Consider the following 22,048-nt stretch of genomic DNA (forward strand, 5'->3'; position numbering starts at 1 on the left):
CGATACGCCTAATATTTGATGAGTAAAGAATGAGGTTCAAATTTTGCAAAAGTGATGGTACTATAGTGAAATAGTGCAAATTTTTCGAGCAATCCTACATGAAATTGACTTAATTATGATGGAGAAGAGACCATGTTAGAGAGAAAGAAGGGGGCACTACCGTGTTACAAGCATCGCCGACGCAGTACATTCTGAAGCCGGCTTGCGCGAAGATTACATGTGAACCGAACTGGAAATGGCAGAAGCGAGAGAAGCCAATGCCGAACTATGACCTGTTCTATGTATGGAGTGGGGAGGGGGAGCTGACGCTGAATGGCGAAGTCTATGAGATTCGCAAAGGTAGCTGCTTCTTATTCCGTCCGGGGGATCACACATCCGCAACACATAATCCGCAAAAGCCGCTGACATTAACTTATATTCATTTTGATGTGGATGCATCATTGTCGGACATTCCCATGTCCTATCGAGAACTGCACGAAACGGTTGACTTCGAACATTTGCTTGCCAGATATGTGCGCTTGTTTTTGCGGGATACGTATGGTGCAGAGATTGAAGCTCAGCTTGTACTGAAGCAGTTGATGATTCATCTGCTGCGCGCAGACAAGGAAGAGCCGGATGAACGGAAGACGAGTCATCAGCTTGCGGAATCCATCCATGAAATTGCGAATTATATCAGGCAAAATCCAGGTGCCAATCATCGTATTCAGCATTTGGCGAAGCGAGCGCAGTTGTCCCCGCGTTATTTCTCAGTGAAGTTCAAGGAACTGATCGGGATGTCTGTGCAGACGTATATTATTCGTTCTCGAATTGAACGAGCGGAGCATCTGCTGCATCATGCTGGAATGAATGTGACGGAAGTGGCGGATGCATTAGGATACAGGGATATTTTCTTCTTCAGCCGCCAGTTTAAGCAATATACAGGACGGAGCCCGTCCGAAATTCGATAAAAGGATCATACAAGCTGCTTTGGGCACTATTGTCCGGGCAGCTTTTTTTGCTGGGTGTGGATTTGCTCGAAAACGACAACCTTATCTGCCTAGATAATGATTAGAATTGTTAAGGAACGATAAAATCAGCACGAGGTTATCGACAAAAGGTGTTCACTAGTTTACTTTTAATAGTAGAAAGTGCGAGTCGAATAAATATTCATTTTGTTGGAATGTGAGGGATTTACAAGAGATATATATAATGATAGAATTAAGACAATAAATTCCATAATAAGGAGGTGATGGAGTGGGTTCCATCAGTGCTGTTTATTCGACATTAGGAGAATTAATTCAACGTTATCGGTATGAGCGGTCAATGACGCAGGCGAAGCTGGCGGAGTTGACAAGAATTAACCGAGGCAGCATCTCCAAGATTGAGAATGGGGACATTAAACGGCCTGATTACGCGACCATACAACCCATTATTTCCGTTCTGAACGTGCCCTTGCGCGAAGTGATTGATGCTTTGTCCTTGACTGACCATCGTTCAGACACTTGGTTCGGATTATTGCATAATTCAACATCGAGTGGGGATTACTCCTTGTCAGCTGAGATCGCTTCCTATCTATTAGCATCCCGCAATGAAGAGAGCGAAGTTCTGCTAGGCAAGCTTTTTCAAATAGTTCAAGAAATATCGAACGATAATGAGCTGAAGCTCTCATTACTGAACATCGTTATTACCTATGCACGAAGTCATGGAATTCAACGCTTCGTTGCGAGAGGGACCTTACATAAGTATTTGATTGAGCGAGACGATTTCTCGAAGATGGAGGCAACTTACCAAACTGGTCAATATGTTCTCTACTATGTAGAATTTTTGTCTCGAGATGAACGTGTAACACTTTACTATAAGTTAGGCGTTCATGCATTTAATCTTAGAAAGTATAACGACTGTATAGAGCTTTCTAAGAAAGCGGTTATTGAAGATGATATTGAGAGTAGTTTTAAAGCATATTCAACTTTAGCGATTTGTACCTCCTACTATGAGTTGGAACAGTTTGATATGGCGGAAAAGTACTTAAAAACATTTAGTTTATTCAGTTTCCCATTTGTGCAAGAATATGTTGATTTTATGTCTGCAAAGCTTCAAGAAAAAAAGGGGAGTATTGAATTAGCAATCGAACAATTGAAATATTGTTTGGAAACCTCTAGTTTCAAAATGAATATTGTTAACTCACTATTTAATTTGTTTCTTATTAACCATGATTTAACGGCCATAGAAAATTTACTACAACGCGAGCAAGAATACATTGCTGGTGATCAAATAAACCCTGCAATGGAAGCGGAAAAGGCACATTTTTATTTGAACAAAGGGAAATACTTGCAAATAACAAATAGGCAAGAAGAAGCAGTTGATTGCTATATTTGCAGCGCTTCTATTTTTGTAAGGATTTGTGAACAGAAGTACTTATATGAATGTCTTGAACTTGTTTTTCAAATTGCTGGGAATATAAATGACAAGACCATATCAAGTAGAGTTCAAGAGTTGTTTGATAACTTAAAAAAATACGAGGAGGAGAAATATTGAAAACAATCTGCCAAAAGCTATGTGCTGTTGTGATTGCAGCATCGATTCTCGTCATTCCATCCGTAGCACATGGAATGGGGGATTCTAGTCTAACTAGTCAGTCAAAACAAACGCAAGTCTATACATTGTATAGCGGCGGGGGAGCTGTTTTACCTTGGTAAGGTTTTAACTGGGGCGGGCGCTGACTAGGCGTCCGTTTTTTGTTGTTTTGTATGGAGCAAATTGTTGAACAGAGTCGAATATATCTTATTTCATAGAAATGTAGTGAAATAAGCAGAATGTTATATAATAACAATGATATATAATTGTCGGATAATAGAAATAATCAATAAAATCTCATTAAAGCGGGAGGCTATCACGATGCGATTTTACTTTGATATCCCTACTAATGAAATCAGCCTGTCAGATGAAAAATTACTGGATGCAATAGAAAAAGCTCGCGAGCAACTACAAGGGGCACTTGAAGAGGGAAAAACATTTACCGATTCCGAAATCATTGAGCTTAGTCAACAGCTTGATGAGTATTTGGTTGAAATTCAAAAAAAGAGACTTCTGAAAAAAGCGATACTAGAGATAGAAATAGCTGGGTAATTTAAGGTGGACGTAATACTAATCCTGAATTAACGGAGGAAACGAGCATGGGTTCCGTTATAGAGGTTTATGAAAACATAGGGGAACTAATTAAATGCTACCGGGATCGGGAGGGTATAACGCAACAAGATCTAGCAAAATTAGTAGGAGTAGATGATGAAATTGTTCTCACGATTGAGAAGGGTGAATTGCCATTGGGAAATGCAGTATTGCAAACTTTTATTAATGTGCTGCATATTCCCTTGGCAGAATTGGTTACAATTCTATCAGAATGTGAAGGCGTTAGTTTGGAACTATGGCTAATTCTTTTAGATACAAGCTTTTCCAATCAGGATAGACAAATAACGATAGATATTCTCGTCCATTTGTTAGCTTCATCAGTTGAGAACAACGAATTGTCATTAAGTAAGGTTATTCAATTGATTCAACAAAAAGCCGGCAACATAGATTTACGTCTTGAACTATTGGATTACGCCATTTCCTTCGCAGCGATACGAGATATGCAGATTTGTGTTGCAAAAGGAAACTTCTATCGGTATTTAGTGGCACGAGATGATTTCAGTAAAATGGAGGACACGTATCAGCTGGGGCGGGGGGTGCTTCGCTATGCCGAGCTTCTTTCATGTGAGGAACGAGTTATTCTATATTATAAATTGGGCGCACATGCGTTCAACTTAGAGCGTTTCTATGAAAGTATCGAGTTCGGTATGTTGGTAGATAATGTTGATGACTCTGATGACTACTACAAGGCATATTCTCTTCTTCTTCTTTGTTCCTCGTATTTTCGGCTCGATGAATACGATTTGTCCGAGTACTATTTGAACAGATTTAGCAAGTATCAATTTCCATGTGTTCAAGAGCGCGTTAACTATATGATATCAAAGCTCAATGAAAAAAGAGGGAATATAGAATTGGCTATTAACCAATTGCAGCAATGCCTTGCGGAAGCCAATTATAAGATAAATATCGTAAACTCACTTCTTAGTATATATTTCTCATCTAATGATAAACACTCTGCAGCTCAATTACTCCAACGAGAGCATGAATACCTCAAAGTAGACTTCTCTAATCCAATCTCAATAACAGGACACGCATACTACTACAAAAATAAAGGAAGATGGCTGCATCGATTTGGAAAGATTGATGAAGCAGTTGAATGTTATATTAAAAGTGTAAGCGTTTATGTTGTATTAACTGAAAATGATGAAGCTTTGCTAAGGAAGATGGAAAGGGCACGATTACAGATGATTAGTGTGGCTGAAACTGGACGAAATTTGACGGATTCTTCAGTTGTTCAGCTTAGTCAAGAGCTTGATGACTACATTGTTGAGATCCAGAAAAGAGGAATCCTTAAACGGTTTTTGTTGATGGAATGAATCCTAATATTTATGGGTGTTGCCGCACAACATTTGCTCCAAGGTGAATCAGACTATCTGGAAGAAGACTTCTCCAATCCGATGAAAATCAATGAACTCGCAAACTATTACATCAACAAAGGGAAAGTAATGAGCGGAATGAATAGACAGAAAGAAGCTATCGATTATTTCAAAAAGGGGATATCCATGTTCACTAGATTAACGGAAACGGATGAGGCCTTGCTGAGACAATTGGAGCAGACACGATTGAACATGATCAGTGCTGTAGCGGATGGCCGGAATCTGACAGATGCTACTGTCGTTCGACTTAGTCAAGAGCTGGACGGTTATATTGTGGAATTTCAGAAAAAGAGCATTTTAAAAAGAGCAGTGTTAACTACTTAAAGAAAGTTATAGCGCTTTTCTTTAGTAGTCGGTGCCTGAGAAAATGAGCACAGAAAAAGGGGCTTTTCCAATTGCCATGGTTCATGGCCTATGGAAAAGCCCCTTTTCAGTAAGATGCTATTGAACGCAAGTAGGGTTAGCTCTGTGTCTTCTGTACGCGTTCAGTCTTCGCATGGAACGTTCCCAAGCAATCTCCCATTCTAACCTTGGCGCCGAGCGCTAATCCCTCCAGGGGCTCGAATGTATTCGTTTCTGTCAGCAGCACAACGGTTGATCCGAATTCAAAATAGGCAAGATCCTGCCCCTTCTCGTAGCTGGACTTCACTTTATCATCCGAATAACGGATGCTGCTCACATTGAGTGCCCCAACTTTCACAACCGCTACTTCACCTTGTCCATGTCGTATGTACGTGATAAGTCGTTCGTTGCGGCTAAGTACACGCGGCATATGATGCAGACCAAAATCATTTACTGGATAGACACGCCCAGGCACATGTTCGCTCTCCACAGTGGTCCCCGTAACGGGGGCGTGAATACGATGATAATCGGAAGGACTTAAATACAGCACGAAGCAATAGCCATGACTATATTTTTGTCGATGAGGAGAGTGGTTCAGCATCTCATCGAGAGTGTAATCCTGCCCCTTCACATTAAATATACTGCCTTCCTGAATTGGCCCCATACCTGTAATCATTGCATCTACAGGGCTAGCAAGCTGGTCTTCTGCAGCAGAAATAGGACGCATATCTGGCTTAAGCTTGCGAGTGAAGAATTCATTCAAAGTCCCGTATTGATCCATAGGCTTCTCAGCTTCCTCAACACGGATATTGTACGTCTTCGCAAAGGTTGGAATAAATCGGCGGCTTAATCCGGAGTTGGCGAAGCGGCCTGCGATGCGAGATACCCACTTGCGTGAGGATAATTCAGTTAGTAGCCGTAAAAATCTTTTTTTCATTGTTAATTAATCACCTGGTTTATAAGACACCTGAATTAAGGGCGTCCTGTATTTTTCAGCCTCAAGAAACAGAATAAGAAGCATGTTTCCTGTGGACTATCTTGACACAGAACGCCATCATTTTCAATATGATCCTACACAACGCTAAGAATAAAGAGGGTTATTGACTTGCTTGACGAAGCAGAGATGCGCCATAGGCAATGGGATTCACATAGGTTGCTCTCCAACATTCAAGTAAATTAGCCTCACGAAAACTGTAACGTTGATCTCGTCCATTGCATTCGATAAATAAAGGAATTCCATCAGGAGAGATCCCGATATCTAGTCCTAAGTCTGCAAGATGGGGCAGGGTGTGTGATAGCCGTGAAGCGACATCTAAGGAGAAGCGGCTGATTCGTTCGCGAAGGATATCAAGCGGAATATAAGGCAGTGCAGAAGCTGCCAGCAGTTCAAATGGATAGACTGTTCCGCCTTGAGCTACGTTCGTGACGAATGTATGCGATGGTGCAACCTTGCCCACGATTCCTGTGATTTTCCATTCTCCGGTTCCGTCTCGTTGTACGGATACACGCAGATCGAAGGGTCTACCCTTATAGCAAACGAGCGGCAAGAGCTGTTGAACCAAAAAGGCCTTCTTCAGCATTTGGGACTTCACGGATGCGGGCAATTTCCCCTCAGGCATCTCGACGGTTCTCCACTTACGGCCCCCTGTTGACGTTCGCAGCATGTAGGTCGTTCTCCACCCTTTGCTTGTTCGCTCAATTTTGGTGAGCCCTCGTCCTATGCTGCTGTTATTAGGCTTCAGTACAATCGCGTCATAGCGTTCCATGAGTCTGGCGATAGAAGAACGAGTTGCGAGGGTTGTGTCTGGCAAATGTGGGGCGATCATATGATCTGCCTTGAGTACGTTGTGAATGCTCATTTTGCCGTATCGATTGACCTCGTTGAATAAGATAATATTCGCTTGAACCAGAGAGCGGATACGCGCGCGTGAAGTGGGACGCAAATAAATCGCTCGGTTATGAATGACTCGTGGAATAGGCATGCGTCGGCGAACATAGCCAGTCGGCCCTTTTACATATGCGGCTACTTCCATTCGACGGGTATTTACATCTTCAATTCGGAAGAAGCAAGGGATGATTCCGTTCTGACGCGCAGCTTCTTCATAGAACAGGATAGCTTCGTGCTTCGTCTTACCACGGATGAGTCCACGCAGCAAGGGAGCATTGAACAAAATGCCGATTCGATTATCGGACATGGTTATACCTCCTTAGGGGCAAAAATGCGATATACAAATAGCCATCGGCGATAATGCATCGTATGTATGTCCAGTATTGGCGGTATGGACGAGTGGATGAAGGCATAATGACTAAATTTGATGCTTGGCTAAGCAGATGAGGAGGAACGAAATGCATCTTCAGAAGGTGGCTGTCATTACGCCAGGAACATTCCCGATTCCTTCTGGATCGAGCAGTTCCGTTGAGCGAGTCGTGGAGCATGTGGTAAGCAAGGCTGCTCAGCGAATAGATGCACGAATTTATGCAAGACTGTGGAGCGGCCAGGAAGAGATAGACACGGTTCGGGGTGTTCCTTGTGTTCGAATTCGAGCGAGCCATGCACGGATGTACGTACAGGGGGTTATTCGCAGCATGGCTCAGTTCATGCCTGATACGATTCAAATTGAGAACCGTCCCCGATTTGTTCTCCCTATCAAGCGTTCCTTTCCCAATGCCCAAATCATATTGAATCTTCACTCCGTCACCTTCATGAGCCGCAAGCATATTCCCCTGAAATTATTAAGGTCATCACTTCGAGCGGCAGATCGGATTCTCGTCAACAGCCGCTATTTATATCGCAAAGTTGCAGCAGTCTGTCCAAGTTGTGCTTCGCGAATCGTAGTGAATACATTAGGAGTTGACCAAGAGCGATTCCGCTCTAAATGGACGGAAGAAGGAATGCAGCGTTCTGAAGCAGGCAAGGACATGCTAGGTTGGGCGGATCGCAAAATCATTCTATATGTCGGGCGTCTTATTCCCTTAAAGGGAGTTCATCATTTATTGAAGGCCATTCCGCGTGTCATTGCGAGGCAGCCTAAGGCGCTATTTGTCATCGTCGGCAGCGCGTTTTATGGATCTGCACGGAGAACCGTCTATGTGCGTAAGCTTGAGCGTTTGGGCAGAGTGTATCCGAAGCACGTTAGATTCGTCCCTTATGTATCCCATGAACAAATACCGGATTGGTATTTGCTAGCGGATGTTGTAGTCATGCCTTCGGTCGAGAAGGAGGCATTCGGTTTAGTCAATGTGGAAGCGATGGCTTCTGGAGTCCCTGTACTTGCAACACGTGTCGGAGGCATTCAAGAGGTTGTTGCAGACGGGATTACAGGCGTGCTCGTGCGGCCGTTTCGGCTAAGCGTACGGCTTGCGAATGAACTAAATCGGTTATTGGATGATGATGAACGAAGAAAGAGAATGGGGGAAGCGGCTGTGGAACATGTACAGAATCATTTTACATGGGACAAAACAGCCGAGCGGTGGGCTAACGAAATAGGCGCTCCTGCAGAGCAATAGATTCATACGTATAGGCGAGTGTCGGGGAGAGCACTGGGTGCATATGATGGATTAGGTGTAGGTAGAAGCCCATCGGAAAGGAGAGAGTGCAGCGTGAAAAAGAAAAAAGGGAGCTTGTCCCCGAAAGGAAAGAGGCCTTCCTATTATGTAGATAATCCGAATAGGTCGGAACTGAAAATGTTGGATCGATTATCGAAATCTAAGCCTAGTTTGGATCAATTATCGAAATCTGAGCCCCATTTGGATCAATTATCGAAATCTAAGCCCGATAGTGTTGCACAGTCCAAGAAAGCTAACATCAATGCGTTTGCGACAGCACAGGAAGAAATGAACCATCTGATGAAACAAGCAAAGCTGGCTCTTCAGCAGGCAAAGAGAGGCAATGTTGCCATGAAGCAGCCCACAGCAGGTGAAGGTTCTTCGAAGTCGAAGACACCATCTTTGGATGCCCATGTAAGTAGAGAAGAGAACATACCAACGCCTGTACCTCCATTCACTATATCCCCAGACATTGAGCATAGCGAGCAGAAGGCGCAGTCCACTCAAGTTTCGGAAGTCGAAGCTTCCACACTCACTGGCGTAAACGCACCTTCATCGAAGCAAGCAGATAGCAAGCTTTCGAAAGCAACCCGCACAGAAAAGAAGAAGACTAAAAATCCATCAAAGCCTATTAGAGGAACGGTGTCCCAAGATGCAGAGGTTGAAGCTTCCTCAGTTGATGCTTCCTCTATGGACGCACTCCATGTGCTTGAAAACAATCCAGTTGAGCAAACGGAGCTGAAGGTAGACGTTGATGCAGTAATAGCTGTGCAGGCAGAGAAGGAAAAACAGCTTTTCGAGAAGAGAAGCATTTTCCGGCCAAGAGCGATTGTATATACAGATGATATCGTGGATGAGGCTGTTACCAATGAGAAACTGGCTGCGTATTCGATAAGCGGATCCAAGATTAAACGTGAGAGCATTGATTCTGATGCGCTAAAGGATCATTCTGTCACATCGATTAAAATTGCAGATGAAGCGATCACTGGCGGGAAGATCGCTCCTGATTCGATTATGGGTGAGCACCTCATTCGCAATGCGATTTCAGGCAGTAAAATTCGAGATCGTTCTATTACAGGAGGCAAAATTAAGGACGGCAGTATAACCTCCGAGAAGCTGGCTGATAAGACGATCGATTCTGATAAATTAGCGGAAGGCTCTATTCATACGAAGCATTTGAGCGAACTAATCATCTCGAATGAATTGATTCAAGACCAATCCATAACCTCTGAAAAGATACGCAGCGGTGCGATCCATACGGAAAACTTGGCCAATGGCGCTGTGGACACATCCAAGCTTAGTGATGATGTAGTCACGAATTCGAAGCTGCGGAATCATGCTGTAACGAGCGATAAAATAGCCCCCTCTAGCATTGTTAGCGACCATTTAGCTGATGAAATTATTGTGAGTCGTATCATCGCTGAACGTGCTGTTGAGAGTCGGCATATTGGTTCCAACCAAATTGAAGGCTCACATCTTACCCCGAATATGATTAGCAGCTATCATCTACAGCCTCAATCAATTCATTCGATCCATCTTGCAGCAGAAACAGTTCAATCTGCCCATTTGCAGAAGGAAGCGGTCCATCAGAAGCATGTGCGCGAAGGAGAAATTCATAGCTGGCATTTGCACGAACAGGCTGTAACGACAGATAAATTAGCGGATCAATCAGTCGCAACAGCGAAGTTGATAGATCAAGCCGTCACTTCCTCCAAAATCGCAGATCAGAGTATTACTTCGCAAAAAATTGCAGATGCCATGATTCAGTCTCGTCATGTTGTCAAGCATGCAATAAGCACGCAGCAGATCGCACCACTTGCCATAGTCGGTCTTCATATTCAGGAAGAGGCGATCGGCGGGGAGCATATTGAGCAAGATAGCATCGCAAATCGGCATGTGCAGGACGGGGCAATTGATAAGCGTACGATTACTTCAGGCGCAGTAGAAGGGAGACATTTAGTCGCGAATGCTGTTAACACAGCGCATCTCGTAGATGAGGCAGTGACAACAAGCAAGTTGGGTGTACACAGCGTTACCTCTTTGCAGCTCGCTGATGAGGCGGTTACTCGTCAAAAGCTGACGAATCAAAGTGTGACGGCTGAGATATTGGCTGACGATAGCGTAACTTCCCGTCACATCAGTGCGGGTGCAGTAGGGGCCAAGGAAATAGAGCTGTACTCCATCAAGGATGAACATATTTCAACTGGAGCAATTAGCGACGAACATATCCGAGCTCAATCGATTGATGCGGCTATGCTGAAGCAAGAAGCGGTAACGAGTGAGAAGATTGCTCCGCATGCTGTACGAGACAGACACATAGGTTCATCCTCCATATACTCCCATCACTTGGCTGATCATGTGGTTACATCCCTCAAGTTGTCTCCAGAGAGTGTATCCAGCGACAAGTTAAGTGATATGTCGGTTACATCCAGCAAGCTTGCGAATAAGAGTGTTACTTCTGAGAAATTAGCAGCGGGCAGTGTAGAATCCATCCATTTGACAAAAGGTGCAGTAAGCTCGGAAGCAATTGCCTATCAAGCTGTTGAGGCGGAGCATCTTGCTCCCGGATTGGTATCAGGCAAGCATGTAGAAGCGCAGGCGATTGACACCTATCAGCTTGCAGAACAGTCGGTAACGGCCTCCAAGCTGGCTCCAGGGTCAGTGGAAGGGACACATATTCAGCCACAGGCTGTTGCGGACGAACACTTGGCATCTGGGGCAGTTCGTATTGAACATCTTGATGATGAATTGTTTACGATGTTGAATAATCTCGTCAATCCCCCACCAGCAGAGCCCATAATCATTGGATCGTCTCAACTTGAACCATTTGCTGTAACGAAAGACCATATAGGGCCCAACGCTATCCATGCAAAACATATATCAGTAGCAGCTATCCATGGATCTCATTTGGCGGCAGGAGAAATAAACAGCCAGCATATGGCCAGCGGCTCGATTGATGAGACTCATCTCGTAGAGAATGCTGTGCATGGGCATCATCTTGCCCCGGAGAGCGTAGAATCGATTCATGTGCAGCCGGAGTGTATCCAATCTCAGCACATGAGCCAAGGAGCGATAAGCTCGGAGCATGTGAGTCAAGGAGCAATAAGCTCGGAGCATGTGAGTCAAGGAGCAATAAGCTCGGAGCACGTGAGCCAAGGAGCGATAAGTTCGGAGCATGTGAGTCAAGGAGCAATAAGCTCGGAGCACGTGAGCCAAGGAGCGATAAGTTCGGAGCACGTGAGCCACGGGGCAATAACAGCGGAGCACGTGAGCCAAGGAGCGATAACAGCGGAGCATGTGAGCCACGGGGCAATAACAGCGGAGCACGTGAGCCACGGGGCAATAAGCTCGGAGCACGTAAGCCACAGGGCAATAAGCGCGGAGCATGTGAGCCAAGGAGCGATAACTGCGGAGCACGTGAGGCAAGGAGCAATAAGCTCGGAACATGTTAGCCAAGGAGCGATAAGCTCGGAACACGTGAGCCAAGGTGCAATAGCAGCGGAGCACGTGAGTCAAGGAGCGATAAGCTCGGAGCATGTAAGCCAAGGAGCCATAACTGCGGAGCATGTGAGTCAAGGTGCAATAACAGCGGAGCACGTGAGCCACGGAGCGATAAGCTCAGAGCATGTGAGCCACGGGGCAATAAGCTCGGAGCACGTAAGCCACGGGGCAATAACAGCGGAGCATGTGAGTCAAGGTGCAATAACAGCGGAGCACGTGAGCCACGGGGCAATAACAGCGGAGCATGTGAGCCACGGAGCGATAAGCTCAGAGCATGTGAGCCAAGGAGCAATAACAGCGGAGCACGTGAGCCACGGGGCAATAAGCTCGGAGCACGTAAGCCACGGGGCAATAACTGCAGAGCACGTTAGCCGCGGAGCAATAAGCTCGGAGCACGTTAGCCACAGAGTAATAAGCTCAGAGCATGTGAGCCACGGAGCGATAAGCTCAGAGCATGTGAGCCACGGGGCAATAACAGCGGAGCATGTGAGCCAAGGAGCAATAACAGCGGAGCACGTGAGCCACGGGGCAATAAGCTCGGAGCACGTAAGCCACAGAGCAATAAGCTCAGAGCATGTGAGCCACGGGGCAATAACAGCGGAGCACGTGAGCCAAGGAGCGATAAGCTCGGAGCATGTGAGTCAAGAGGCAATAACAGCGGAGCATGTGAGTCAAGGGGCAATAACAGCGGAGCATGTGAGTCAAGGGGCAATAAGCTCGGAGCACGTGAGCCAAGGAGCGATAAGCTCGGAGCATGTGAGTCAAGGGGCAATAACAGCGGAGCATGTGAGCCACGGGGCAATAACAGCGGAGCACGTAAGCCAAGGAGCGATAAGCTCTGAGCATGTGAGCCACGGGGCAATAACAGCGGAGCACGTAAGCCAAGGAGCGATCACAGCGGAGCACGTGAGCCACGGGGCAATAACAGCGGAGCATGTGAGCCACAGGGCAATAAGCTCGGAGCACGTAAGCCAAGGAGCGATCACAGCGGAGCACGTGAGCCACGGGGCAATAACAGCGGAGCACGTGAGCCAAGGAGCAATAAGCTCGGAGCACGTGAGCCAAGGAGCGATAAGCTCGGAGCATGTGAGCCTTGGGGCAATAACGCCAGAACATTGTACGTTCTCGTCTATTCGTACTACATCGACGAGAACCTCTGCACTGCAGCAATTCGGGATGTCGTCTTTCGCTTTCCGTGAACTAGACGAGAAGATTGAGTTAACGATACAGTTCGAAGAATCCTATCCGCATGAAAACTATGTTTTCGTCGCAATGACCAATCATCCTTCTTGTTATGCAGTTCTGAAGTCGCAGTTCACGGATCATGTCGTCATTGAAATTATCCGTACACGCATTGGTCCGCAGCCGGAAGGATTCGTATCATGGATCGTGATCGGATAGAAAAGGATCACTTCGCGAATGCCGATTCGTGATTATGAGTAACCGTCAGCGTCAACATGGCTGCTGGCGGTTATTCACCCACGTATTTCAGCCGTTTATCCCCGCTAATCCCTCGTGTATGTACAGATGCCGTTACAACTTATCAGGTAGGCACATACAATGTGGTGGTTACACAGGCATAACTGTCCTAGGGGGTGAAGCGAATTGCGGAGAGTGAAACTGCGTCGGCGGCGGTTCCGTTCTACAAAAAAGCGTAAACGGAGAATGCGCAGATGGAGTCCCAAGATAAAAATACCTGCACATTCTTATCCGGTCTTATCTGTGATCATTCCTGTCTTAAATGAACGCCGCACGCTGTCAAAAGTCATTGAACAGGCTGCCCGAGTCCATCCAAGGACAGAAGTTATCGTGGTATCGAACGGCAGTACAGACGGATCAGATCGGATTGCTGAGTCAATGGGAGCCCGGGTGCTCCGATATGATCAGCCATTAGGGCATGACATAGGGCGAACCGTTGGGGCACAGGCAGCTCGGGGGAATATTTTATTATTCTTGGATGGCGATATGGTGATCGCATCCTCGAAGCTCAGACCTTATATACGGAAGGTTGAAGAAGGCAAAGACATTGTACTTAATGACTATTCAGGACCTGTGAATCGCCATGAAGTGCATCAGGTCGTCTTGGCCAAGCATGCGCTTAACGCGCTGCTATCACGTCCTGACTTGAAGGGGGCATCAATGACAGCGGTGCCCCACGTCATTAGCCGTCGGGGATTGGAAGTTATCGGAGCGGATGCGTTGTCCGTACCGCCGCTCGCACAGGCCATGGCCATCAACAAAGGGCTCGTTGTCACGACCGCTCCTTCCATCGATGTAGGGAAATTGAACCGAATTCGCACCAAAGGGCACATAGCGGATCCATTAGAACAGCTCATCAATGACGATCATATGCGGGCAGTTTGCTGGCTGCTCGAACAGGCTGGAGATCGTGGTGGACATACTGACTTGACTAGACAACGATGGCGGGTGAATTAAGTGAAGCTAAGGAGAAAGCGACAACGGCGCATCAAGATACGGCGTAGAACCCGGCAAGTATTCAGCGTGGCCAGTCGGCGGCGACGCAAAAAAATCCGCCAGCGGAAATCCCAACGGAGGACGAGGAGGAAGCCTCGCCCAATTGCTCCGAAGGTTAGCATCACGGCTGTTCCCCGCGTCCCGCGGGAAATGTGCATGGAGGCCTCAAGGGCTGGACAGGTGCAAGGCATCGAATACGCCATGCAACAAGAAGTGTCGACAGAAGTCCCGCGCCCAATCGTCAAGAATGAGATGCAGAGGCGGTTTGCATCGTTTATGGAGCCTTATCGCCCCATCCTGCGGCACTTTGAGTGGATAAGGGCTATGGCTGAATCGTTCCGAGACGGGTTCGTACAGAGTCGTTTCCCACAAGCTGCAGATGCGGTGCTTGTGCCGACAACGAAGCGTGTAGACGTCGTGCTCAGCGCATGCAATGAGGAGAGAAGCATAGGAGCTGTTCTGCAGCAATTGCAGCAATTGTCGCTAAATGATCTCTTTGTCATCATCAATGGTTCCAAAGATGGTACGCTGCAAATCGCCAAAGAGCAGGCCCAGGAGGCAACCATTGTTCATTATGCCGATCCGTTAGGGCACGATATAGGCCGCTCAATAGGGGCAAGGCTGTCGGACGCTGATATTGTATTGTTTATGGATGGGGACTTTCCAGTACCTGCTGATAAATTGGCTCCGTTCATATGGGCAATTGAGACGGGGGTCGATGTTGCACTGAATAATATTACTCCATTACTTCATCATTTCGGACAGCAGGATGGAATTACGCATTGCAAGCAATGGCTCAATCGCTGCTTGGGGAGAGAAGATCTGTATGCGAACTCAATGACAGCAGTTCCGCATGCCCTTAGCCGCCATGCCATCGAGACGGTGGGTGAAGAGGCGCTCTGTGTTCCACCCAAGGCGCAGGCACTTGCTATCGTACGTGGGCTTCATGTTCAGGCCGTACAGGTCGTGGACGTCATTCATAATAACCGAATTAGACAAACGAATGTCGGAGCAAGCAATCCGGTTGCCACATTAATTCTTGGCGATCACATGGAAGCCTTTCAGGCGCTAATGATGGAGAGGGATACAGTTCGAACAGACAATGTGGAGCGAGAGCGCATTGCAAGGGGAAGAAATGTTGGCTGAAGAAATCATATCCGTATCCACACACCAGTATGATCATTTCAACATATAATGCGCGCAAGTAACGGATAAATGTGCGAGATCAAGTATCGAACGCATATGTTCATGTAGGGAGGATGTACGTCATGAAGGGCATCATATTGGCTGGGGGAACTGGAACCCGTCTCTATCCACTGACCAAGCTTATGAATAAGCACTTAATACCTGTAGGCAAACATCCTATGGTTAGCTATGGGATAGAACGATTGCGCTCAGCGGGCATAACCGACATTTTCATGGTGATTGGTAAAATGTCTGCTTCGTTGTATACCGAGTATTACGGCAGCGGCCAGTCTATGGGGGTGCGCATTACGTATGCAATTCAGGATGAAGCAGGGGGCATCGCGCAGGCGCTGTCGTTGGCAGAGCCCTATTTGACGCGGGATGAGAAGTTTGTTGTGTTGCTGGGCGACAACTTATTTTTGGACAATTTAACCCCTTTTGTAGAAGCGTTTCATCAACAAGATGCTGGAGAGGCCCGTATTCTGCTCAAAAAAGTCAAGGACCCGCATCGATACGGCGTCCCTAAATTCGATAGCGAGCATCAAGATCGAATAGCATGCATTGTAGAAAAGCCAAAAAGCCCCCCATCATCCTATTGTGTCACAGGCATATACATGTACGATACTCAGGTGTTCGAACATATTCGCGCAATTGAGCCATCCGCGCGAGGGGAACTGGAAATTACCGACGTGAACAACTGCTATGCGCAAGCTGGCAAGCTGCGATACAATACGCTTCAGCAATGGTGGATCGATGCGGGGACATTCGATTCCTTATCAGAGGCTTCGCAGCAATTGTGGGAGGTGCGGTTGTGACGCATTTGCTCGTAACCGGCGGCATGGGATTTATCGGGAGCAACTTTATTTTATATATGCTCTCTCAATATGAGGGATTGCGCATTACGAATTTGGATGCACTCACTTACGCTGGCAACCCAGATAATGTGGGGGACGTTGTAACATCCGGTCGTTATCGTTTTATTAAAGCGGACATTACAGAACAGGCGCGTCTCGAACAGATCTTTGCGGAGACGGCGTATGATGCGGTTGTCCATTTCGCGGCGGAGTCCCATGTTGATCGCAGCATTTCTGATCCAGAGGCATTTGTCCGTACGAATGTATTCGGAACATTTCAGCTGCTGGAAGCAGCGAAGCGTCACCGGATCTCGAAGTTCATTCATGTATCTACGGATGAAGTATATGGATCGCTAGGCAAGACAGGTTATTTCACAGAAGAGTCTCCATTGGCGCCGAACAGCCCTTATTCCGCATCGAAAGCGGGATCTGACTTGCTTGTGCGAGCTTATGCACATACGTATGGAATGCCTGTTGTAATTACTCGATGCTCCAATAATTATGGGCCAAGACAGTTCCCAGAGAAGCTTATTCCGACGATTATCCTGCGTGCATTGCATGATGAACCGATTCCTGTATATGGTGACGGGATGTACGTGCGGGATTGGCTGTATGTTACAGACCATTGTGCGGCAATTGATGCGGCATTGAGAGCGGGCAAGGCAGGGGAAGTCTATAACATTGGCGGGCATAATGAGCGTACGAATATTGACATCGTGAAGATGATTCTTCAAGTGCTGGATAAACCGGAATCACTCATTTCCTTTACCTCAGATCGTCCTGGACACGACAAGCGCTATGCCATTGACCCAGCAAAAAGTGAGCGTGAGTTGGGCTGGCGACCAACCGTCAATCTGGAGCAAGGGATGCAGGAAACGATCGATTGGTACGTATCCAACCGAACTTGGTGGGAGAGGGTTCGCACCGGCGCTTATTTAGGCGCACGCTGATTCAGGCTTCAGGCATATAGGCTTTGTAGGCAGATAACTGCATGATGACAAGGGAAGGTGAAGGCATGAGTACGACTGTAGGTCGCAAAAGGCCGCTGCTTATTCTAACTACAGCTTCTATTCGTACTCCACGCAAAAGAAAGCGTCGCCCGCTTGGCAAGCGATTGCGAACAAAGAATGGTCGAGTGGGCAGTCTGAGACGCAAAGGGGCGCGAAGAGGGTTACGGAAAAAGTGGGTTCTGAGATCGAAGCTATCGAAGCTATCGAAGCTGCCGAAGCTGCCGAAGCTAGGAAAAAACGACCCTGTTATTCATCAATTCATTCCAACCATCCCCAATCTGGAGGATGAGAAGCGGCTTAGCTTTGAAGATGGATATCGTCATGGAAGGTATGAGGGAGGCGAGTTGATTCTGGCGAATTTATTGCCTGAGAATACGTATCTCCCTGATATATCCGTAGAAGACGTCATCACTGCAGGCTTCGAACAGTTCCGGCATCAGTTGCAGTCGTTCATAGAACCGGAGGCAGTATGCGCAGAGCTTCATAAGGCGCTGGAAGAGCGAAGACCGATGTCCCTTGTCCGACTTGGTGATGGAGAGATGTTCGCCTTGGCACATGATAAGGTCGTTTCGACTGAACTCGTGCGGAGACATGGCGATTTCCTGGCCTATGCAGGACTTGAAATTCCTGATCATAATTGCCGGGAACAATTGGCTGAAGCTGTGCGCAAGGCGTCATTTGTCGGTGTACCTACCTTCCGTTCCCCGAATTTCCATGGCCTCCTCTTGCCGGTGCTTCGTGCACATGGCATACACATGGGTGATATGAGGCTGACCGTTTCGACAGTGAATTACGCTATTGCATTGCAGGGACACCTGTATGGCTTGCTTAGAAGGCGCCGCGTATTGACTGTGGGCAATGCCGCCGTGGGATTAGCATCCATGTTGAGGAAGCGAGGAATTACAGTAACCGGTACAATTGCTCCTGTTCGGGGGACAACGGATATCCCACGCATTCTAGATGAGGTGTCCCGATATGAATTTGATATCGCCTTGGTAGCGGCAGGAATTCCAGCGGTCATCCTGGCACAGCAAATAGCAGAGCGATACAACAAAGTGGCCATTGATTTCGGCCATCTAGCGAATAAGATCGCGGATGGAGTCATTGCAATATGAAGTTGAAAATTGGATTCGGTAGTGTGAACTTGCATTAAGGGGAAGGGGAGGTGTGACACGTTTATGACTCGACATCGTCGGCCGGTACTGCAGAAGACGCGGAGGGCAGGAGCTCGAACATCAAACAGCACACACCAGCTATCAGGGAAGGGCAAGGGTGACCGGAGGCAAGACCGATTCGATCATGGTTATTCGTTAGGTTATGTCAGAGGCTTTCAGGCAGGTCAAGAACGATATGGCACCCCATTCGACGGAACGAGCATCATTTTGCCTGTTTATAATCAACGGAATCAGCTGGAGCAGTGCTTGGACAGTATTTTCTCGAATACGGACAGACCGATCGAAGTGATCGTTGTTGATGATGCCTCAACCGATGATACGCTGGCCTATCTGCAAAGGCTTAGCGGACAGATTAGATATCACAGCCATGAGACCAATCGAGGTCTGGCAAGTGCAATCAATACTGGATTGATGATGTCCAAAGGCAGCACGATATGCATATTGAACAGTGATACGCTCGTAACGCCGAATTGGTTGTCCGGTATGCTGAATTGCTTACACAGCAACATAGAATTTGGTATGGTTGGATCCGTGTCGAACCGTGTTGACGGCGAACAGCAGATACCTGTGCCTTACGAACATGTCAAAGATATGTATGACTTTGCTGCTGAATATAATATCCCAGATCCAAGCCGGTGGCATAGCACAGATCGTTTGTTCCATGTGTGCCGCCTTATGCGCCGCAGCACATTTGAAGCGAATGGATACTTTGACGAGCGATTTGAGAATAGCGGATTTGCAGATGAAGATTATCATTTGCGCATGCGGCTGCTAGGGCTCAAGCTTATCGTATCGAGGGACGTATTTATCCATCGCTCGTTCCAAGGAAGCCTGCAGGAGCAGGACGGTCACACTCAATCTAGTCAGGATAAGCATGCGGCTTTCTTTCAAGAGAAGTGGGGCAATGCTTATGATTGGCTTCAGCGTATTCGTACGCAGCATGGGATGCTTGCGGGCCGGCAATGTCAGGCATTTTATCCGTCTCAGGTGGCAGTTACTGGACTAAACGATGCAAATTATTGGATTGAAAATGGGGCAAAACGTCCTGTTCAAGGGGAGTTACGTATCCCGATTGTAAGGGTAAGTCAGCTTGAATTGCGAGGCTGGCCAACAGGAGTACCGATTGAGGCTGCTGCGGTTGCGCAGAAATGGAGTAAACAGCATGCAACAGAGGGAAGGATTCCTGACGGTGCTGTATTTAAAACAGAACTAGGCAAGTATTATCGTCGTGAGGGTGAAGCATGCAGAGAGCTTGTTAGTGATCATGCGCTGAACCGCTGGGGATTCGCTGATAAGGTAGCAATCCGTACGGAACAAGAGAGAAGCGACCTTACGGAACAGTTGCCAATTATGGCGCACCCGGTCATTCATTCCTATCACATTTGAGGAATTGAAGAATGGAAGCTAGGCCTTGTGCTTGGGAGGGGAGAATATTGCAACATTTCATCACGGACATGATTGGTCAAATGTCATATACGCAGCGGCATATGGCGCGCGTGCTTGACGCAGAGCGGCATGTAGCGGCTCGCATGGCGCAAATCGTGCATGCACTGCCAGATGTTGACCCTCAATTCGGGGGGGAGAACGATTATAAGGAATACTCCCAGGCATTAACGAAAAGTATCGTAGCTTATCTGAACGGAATCGCGGAGCTAGAGGAAGCGATGGCGGAACAGCTGCAGCATGTGTTGAAGGAGATTTCGGATGATGCAGAGGAATAATGCGCATGCAAGGGGGGATCTGCATGAATAGAGAACAGTCCTATCACGGCATTCTGGAGGCTATGGCCAAGATGCAGGGCAATGTAGCGAAGATCCTAGAAGCTAAAGCAGTAGAGGCCGAAAAGATGCGCAACTGGACGTTGAATCATATGACAGAGCATTCGTTCACGAATCATCGGGAACAGATTGTCGAACCTCTTGACGTGCATGCGCAAGTGGTTGAAGTAATCGAGAGTTTGACGAAGCTGCAAGTCAGTCTGTCCCACAATATGAAGGTACTGCTCCGGCGTGAGGAATCCGAGGGTTACGGGGATAGCCTCGGAGGGGGCATGTTGAATGGAGAGTTCGGAATAGGAGACAAAATGTAATGGCTGCAGCGCACGAGGAGCAGCAGGTGCAGATTGAAATGATCAAGGCTATTGTGCAGAGCCAATCCGCATTGGCACGTATGTTGAATCAAATGGCTGACCTCACAGCACATTCAGAAGCTGCAACGAAATTGCTCAAGGACAATATTCGTCTGTTGTCCATGTATCAGCTTGCACTATGCGGCATGGTCACAGGTTTTCAGACCCGTATTCGCAAGACAGGCACAGCTGCGCCTCCATGGCTGCATCCGGATTGTCAATTCGAGGAGATGAGAGTGGAGGAGGGAGAAGTTGCAAGTGAATAAGCTGAAGCGAGCACGGAGATCCCGGCGGCAAATAGGACAGCAGAAGTTGGTTAGCGGCATTGGATCAACGGGAAGCGTAAGGAAAGCGGGCAAGCAGGTTCCGCAACGGAAATCGCAACGCCGTCTTCAGGTTGTGAAGCAGCCCGATCGTCGGCGTACAACGAAGCAATTTGCCTCAACACATTCGACTCATCATCGCATTCAGCATCCTGCATATCAAGATGGATATCGGGTGGGGTATGCGAAAGGATATGAAGATGCACATCAACTGTCCTATGCCAATCAAGCATAACGAAGTGAACAGTCTGACACTTGCATGGGCAAGAGGAGGGCTGTTTTTTAATGGCTATCGAGTGATAGGATTCGAGCAAGAAGGAACTTGAACAAGTATCACGTTTGGGTAAACGGGGTAGAACGATGCGCAGTTGTATGCCTGCGCATCGTCAGAAACTTGATTTTCGTTTACAGCTCTCTATTAATTGGTTTCAAGGGGAGAGACATAGCTTCCTGCTTGAATGTGGCTCCAGTTGTATGACGTCAAGCGTGGTTCCGCCTACCAGAGGTAGATCGAGCCACATGCGCATAACGCTTACTCCCCATGCACGAGGAATGATCGTATCCCACATGATTCCACGCTGCTGCACTTCCCATTGGGAGATCGCCTTGTGAGCTCGTAGACGGGTGCTGCCGCTATAGTTGTGTTCCGTACTGTCGAGTAGCTGTTCACGCGGTTGAAGTCGAATATAAACAAGGTCGGAAGCAAGATGAACATCCATCTCTTCTGGTTGAACGATTCTGTCTCCATGCTGCTCGTTCCATTTTCCCCAGTGTTCAGATAGCTTGTGACTTAGTAATTGTGCAAGTTCTAGGTCTTGCATATCGTGCCTCCTCTCGATGAGATGCAATATCTGCCGTGCAGATCGAAATCGATTGCAAGCAGCGTCTCAGTTGTTGTGCGTATCCTACCTTTTGGAATAGAGATTGTAAATAGAATCCAATCCAGGAAATCCAAACAAATGGTCAAA

21 protein-coding genes are annotated in these 22,048 nt (G+C 47.2%); 18 read left to right on the forward strand and 3 right to left on the reverse strand.

What is annotated here, in order from left to right; translation table 11 throughout:
- Positions 1–161: 161 nt before the first annotated feature.
- The 6 genes from M3661_RS18010 (at position 162) to M3661_RS18035 (ending at position 4,865) form a co-directional block, all read left to right on the forward strand.
- On the forward strand, positions 162–947 hold the full coding sequence (locus M3661_RS18010) for a helix-turn-helix domain-containing protein (RefSeq protein WP_028533760.1): 786 nt from the start codon (positions 162–164) through the stop codon (positions 945–947).
- A gap of 286 nt (positions 948–1,233) precedes the next feature.
- Complete coding sequence (locus M3661_RS18015; RefSeq protein ID WP_251487181.1) at positions 1,234–2,514, forward strand: helix-turn-helix domain-containing protein; 1,281 nt, start codon at positions 1,234–1,236, stop codon at positions 2,512–2,514.
- On the forward strand, positions 2,511–2,675 hold the full coding sequence (locus M3661_RS18020) for a hypothetical protein (RefSeq protein WP_251487183.1): 165 nt from the start codon (positions 2,511–2,513) through the stop codon (positions 2,673–2,675). Before M3661_RS18015 ends, M3661_RS18020 begins: the two co-directional genes overlap by 4 nt.
- A gap of 199 nt (positions 2,676–2,874) precedes the next feature.
- On the forward strand, positions 2,875–3,105 hold the full coding sequence (locus M3661_RS18025) for an aspartyl-phosphate phosphatase Spo0E family protein (protein WP_251487185.1): 231 nt from the start codon (positions 2,875–2,877) through the stop codon (positions 3,103–3,105).
- 47 nt (positions 3,106–3,152) lie between these two features.
- On the forward strand, positions 3,153–4,481 hold the full coding sequence (locus tag M3661_RS18030) for an XRE family transcriptional regulator (RefSeq protein ID WP_251487188.1): 1,329 nt from the start codon (positions 3,153–3,155) through the stop codon (positions 4,479–4,481).
- 12 nt (positions 4,482–4,493) lie between these two features.
- Entirely contained in the window at positions 4,494–4,865 is a 372-nt protein-coding gene (locus M3661_RS18035; protein WP_251487191.1) for an aspartyl-phosphate phosphatase Spo0E family protein, read from the forward strand.
- Positions 4,866–5,001: 136 nt separating this feature from the next.
- On the opposite strand, the gene asd is transcribed toward M3661_RS18035, so the two are convergent.
- Both asd and M3661_RS18045 read right to left on the reverse strand, forming a co-directional pair.
- Positions 5,002–5,820: an archaetidylserine decarboxylase gene (gene asd, locus M3661_RS18040; protein WP_065291513.1), complete on the reverse strand. Its 819-nt coding sequence runs from the start codon at positions 5,818–5,820 to the stop codon at positions 5,002–5,004.
- 160 nt (positions 5,821–5,980) lie between these two features.
- Positions 5,981–7,078 carry a YheC/YheD family endospore coat-associated protein gene (locus M3661_RS18045; RefSeq protein ID WP_142545848.1) on the reverse strand — a complete coding sequence of 366 codons (1,098 nt, stop codon included), beginning with the start codon at positions 7,076–7,078 and terminating at the stop codon, positions 5,981–5,983.
- Positions 7,079–7,229: 151 nt separating this feature from the next.
- Here M3661_RS18045 and M3661_RS18050 point away from each other — a divergent pair, with 151 nt between their 5' ends.
- The 12 genes from M3661_RS18050 to M3661_RS18105 all read left to right on the forward strand — a co-directional run bounded on the left by M3661_RS18050 (position 7,230) and on the right by M3661_RS18105 (position 21,315).
- Entirely contained in the window at positions 7,230–8,390 is a 1,161-nt protein-coding gene (locus tag M3661_RS18050; protein WP_251487194.1) for a glycosyltransferase family 4 protein, read from the forward strand.
- Positions 8,391–8,483: 93 nt separating this feature from the next.
- Positions 8,484–13,331 (forward strand): WIAG-tail domain, encoded by a 4,848-nt coding sequence (locus M3661_RS30525; protein WP_251487197.1) that lies wholly within the window; start codon positions 8,484–8,486, stop codon positions 13,329–13,331.
- Positions 13,332–13,535: 204 nt separating this feature from the next.
- Entirely contained in the window at positions 13,536–14,366 is an 831-nt protein-coding gene (locus M3661_RS18060) for a glycosyltransferase family 2 protein (protein WP_251487199.1), read from the forward strand.
- Between the two features lie 195 nt (positions 14,367–14,561).
- The gene (locus tag M3661_RS18065) at positions 14,562–15,551 is read left to right on the forward strand and encodes a glycosyltransferase family 2 protein (RefSeq protein ID WP_251487202.1); all 990 of its coding nucleotides are present in this window, start codon (positions 14,562–14,564) and stop codon (positions 15,549–15,551) included.
- 122 nt (positions 15,552–15,673) lie between these two features.
- Entirely contained in the window at positions 15,674–16,405 is a 732-nt protein-coding gene (locus M3661_RS18070; protein WP_065294200.1) for a sugar phosphate nucleotidyltransferase, read from the forward strand.
- The gene (gene rfbB, locus M3661_RS18075; RefSeq protein WP_094183224.1) at positions 16,402–17,394 is read left to right on the forward strand and encodes a dTDP-glucose 4,6-dehydratase; all 993 of its coding nucleotides are present in this window, start codon (positions 16,402–16,404) and stop codon (positions 17,392–17,394) included. Before M3661_RS18070 ends, rfbB begins: the two co-directional genes overlap by 4 nt.
- Positions 17,395–17,459: 65 nt before the next feature.
- The gene (locus tag M3661_RS18080; protein ID WP_251487204.1) at positions 17,460–18,569 is read left to right on the forward strand and encodes a GT-D fold domain-containing protein; all 1,110 of its coding nucleotides are present in this window, start codon (positions 17,460–17,462) and stop codon (positions 18,567–18,569) included.
- A gap of 63 nt (positions 18,570–18,632) precedes the next feature.
- A complete protein-coding gene (locus M3661_RS18085) occupies positions 18,633–20,015 on the forward strand; it encodes a glycosyltransferase family 2 protein (RefSeq protein WP_251487207.1) in 1,383 nt (460 codons plus the stop codon).
- Between the two features lie 47 nt (positions 20,016–20,062).
- The gene (locus tag M3661_RS18090; protein WP_251487210.1) at positions 20,063–20,350 is read left to right on the forward strand and encodes a nucleoside-diphosphate sugar epimerase; all 288 of its coding nucleotides are present in this window, start codon (positions 20,063–20,065) and stop codon (positions 20,348–20,350) included.
- Positions 20,351–20,373: 23 nt separating this feature from the next.
- Positions 20,374–20,718, forward strand: a complete 345-nt coding sequence (locus tag M3661_RS18095; protein ID WP_065294202.1) for an alpha-helical endospore appendage domain-containing protein — start codon at positions 20,374–20,376, stop codon at positions 20,716–20,718.
- Complete coding sequence (locus M3661_RS18100) at positions 20,718–21,023, forward strand: hypothetical protein (RefSeq protein ID WP_021259107.1); 306 nt, start codon at positions 20,718–20,720, stop codon at positions 21,021–21,023. The genes M3661_RS18095 and M3661_RS18100 overlap by 1 nt, the downstream gene beginning before the upstream one ends.
- Entirely contained in the window at positions 21,016–21,315 is a 300-nt protein-coding gene (locus tag M3661_RS18105) for a hypothetical protein (protein ID WP_028533773.1), read from the forward strand. Before M3661_RS18100 ends, M3661_RS18105 begins: the two co-directional genes overlap by 8 nt.
- A 193-nt stretch (positions 21,316–21,508) precedes the next feature.
- On the opposite strand, the gene M3661_RS18110 is transcribed toward M3661_RS18105, so the two are convergent.
- Positions 21,509–21,901, reverse strand: a complete 393-nt coding sequence (locus tag M3661_RS18110; protein WP_251487213.1) for a hypothetical protein — start codon at positions 21,899–21,901, stop codon at positions 21,509–21,511.
- Positions 21,902–22,048: the final 147 nt, after the last annotated feature.

This window comes from Paenibacillus sp. MER 180 (genome assembly GCF_023713665.1).
Taxonomy (GTDB): domain Bacteria; phylum Bacillota; class Bacilli; order Paenibacillales; family Paenibacillaceae; genus Paenibacillus_B; species Paenibacillus_B suaedae.

Bases quoted from the DNA above. Each gene is read 5' to 3' on its own strand.
- M3661_RS18085 (WP_251487207.1), top strand. From the start codon at position 18,633: ATGACTCGACATCGTCGGCCGGTACTGCAGAAGACGCGGAGGGCAGGA.
- M3661_RS18070 (WP_065294200.1), top strand. From the start codon at position 15,674: ATGAAGGGCATCATATTGGCTGGGGGAACTGGAACCCGTCTCTATCCA.
- M3661_RS18080 (WP_251487204.1), top strand. From the start codon at position 17,460: ATGAGTACGACTGTAGGTCGCAAAAGGCCGCTGCTTATTCTAACTACA.
- M3661_RS18095 (WP_065294202.1), top strand. From the start codon at position 20,374: ATGAATAGAGAACAGTCCTATCACGGCATTCTGGAGGCTATGGCCAAG.
- M3661_RS18030 (WP_251487188.1), top strand. From the start codon at position 3,153: ATGGGTTCCGTTATAGAGGTTTATGAAAACATAGGGGAACTAATTAAA.
- M3661_RS18110 (WP_251487213.1), bottom strand. From the start codon at position 21,901: ATGCAAGACCTAGAACTTGCACAATTACTAAGTCACAAGCTATCTGAA.
- M3661_RS18100 (WP_021259107.1), top strand. From the start codon at position 20,718: ATGGCTGCAGCGCACGAGGAGCAGCAGGTGCAGATTGAAATGATCAAG.
- M3661_RS18050 (WP_251487194.1), top strand. From the start codon at position 7,230: ATGCATCTTCAGAAGGTGGCTGTCATTACGCCAGGAACATTCCCGATT.
- asd (WP_065291513.1), bottom strand. From the start codon at position 5,820: ATGAAAAAAAGATTTTTACGGCTACTAACTGAATTATCCTCACGCAAG.
- M3661_RS18065 (WP_251487202.1), top strand. From the start codon at position 14,562: ATGGAGGCCTCAAGGGCTGGACAGGTGCAAGGCATCGAATACGCCATG.
- M3661_RS18025 (WP_251487185.1), top strand. From the start codon at position 2,875: ATGCGATTTTACTTTGATATCCCTACTAATGAAATCAGCCTGTCAGAT.
- M3661_RS18035 (WP_251487191.1), top strand. From the start codon at position 4,494: ATGGGTGTTGCCGCACAACATTTGCTCCAAGGTGAATCAGACTATCTG.
- M3661_RS18045 (WP_142545848.1), bottom strand. From the start codon at position 7,078: ATGTCCGATAATCGAATCGGCATTTTGTTCAATGCTCCCTTGCTGCGT.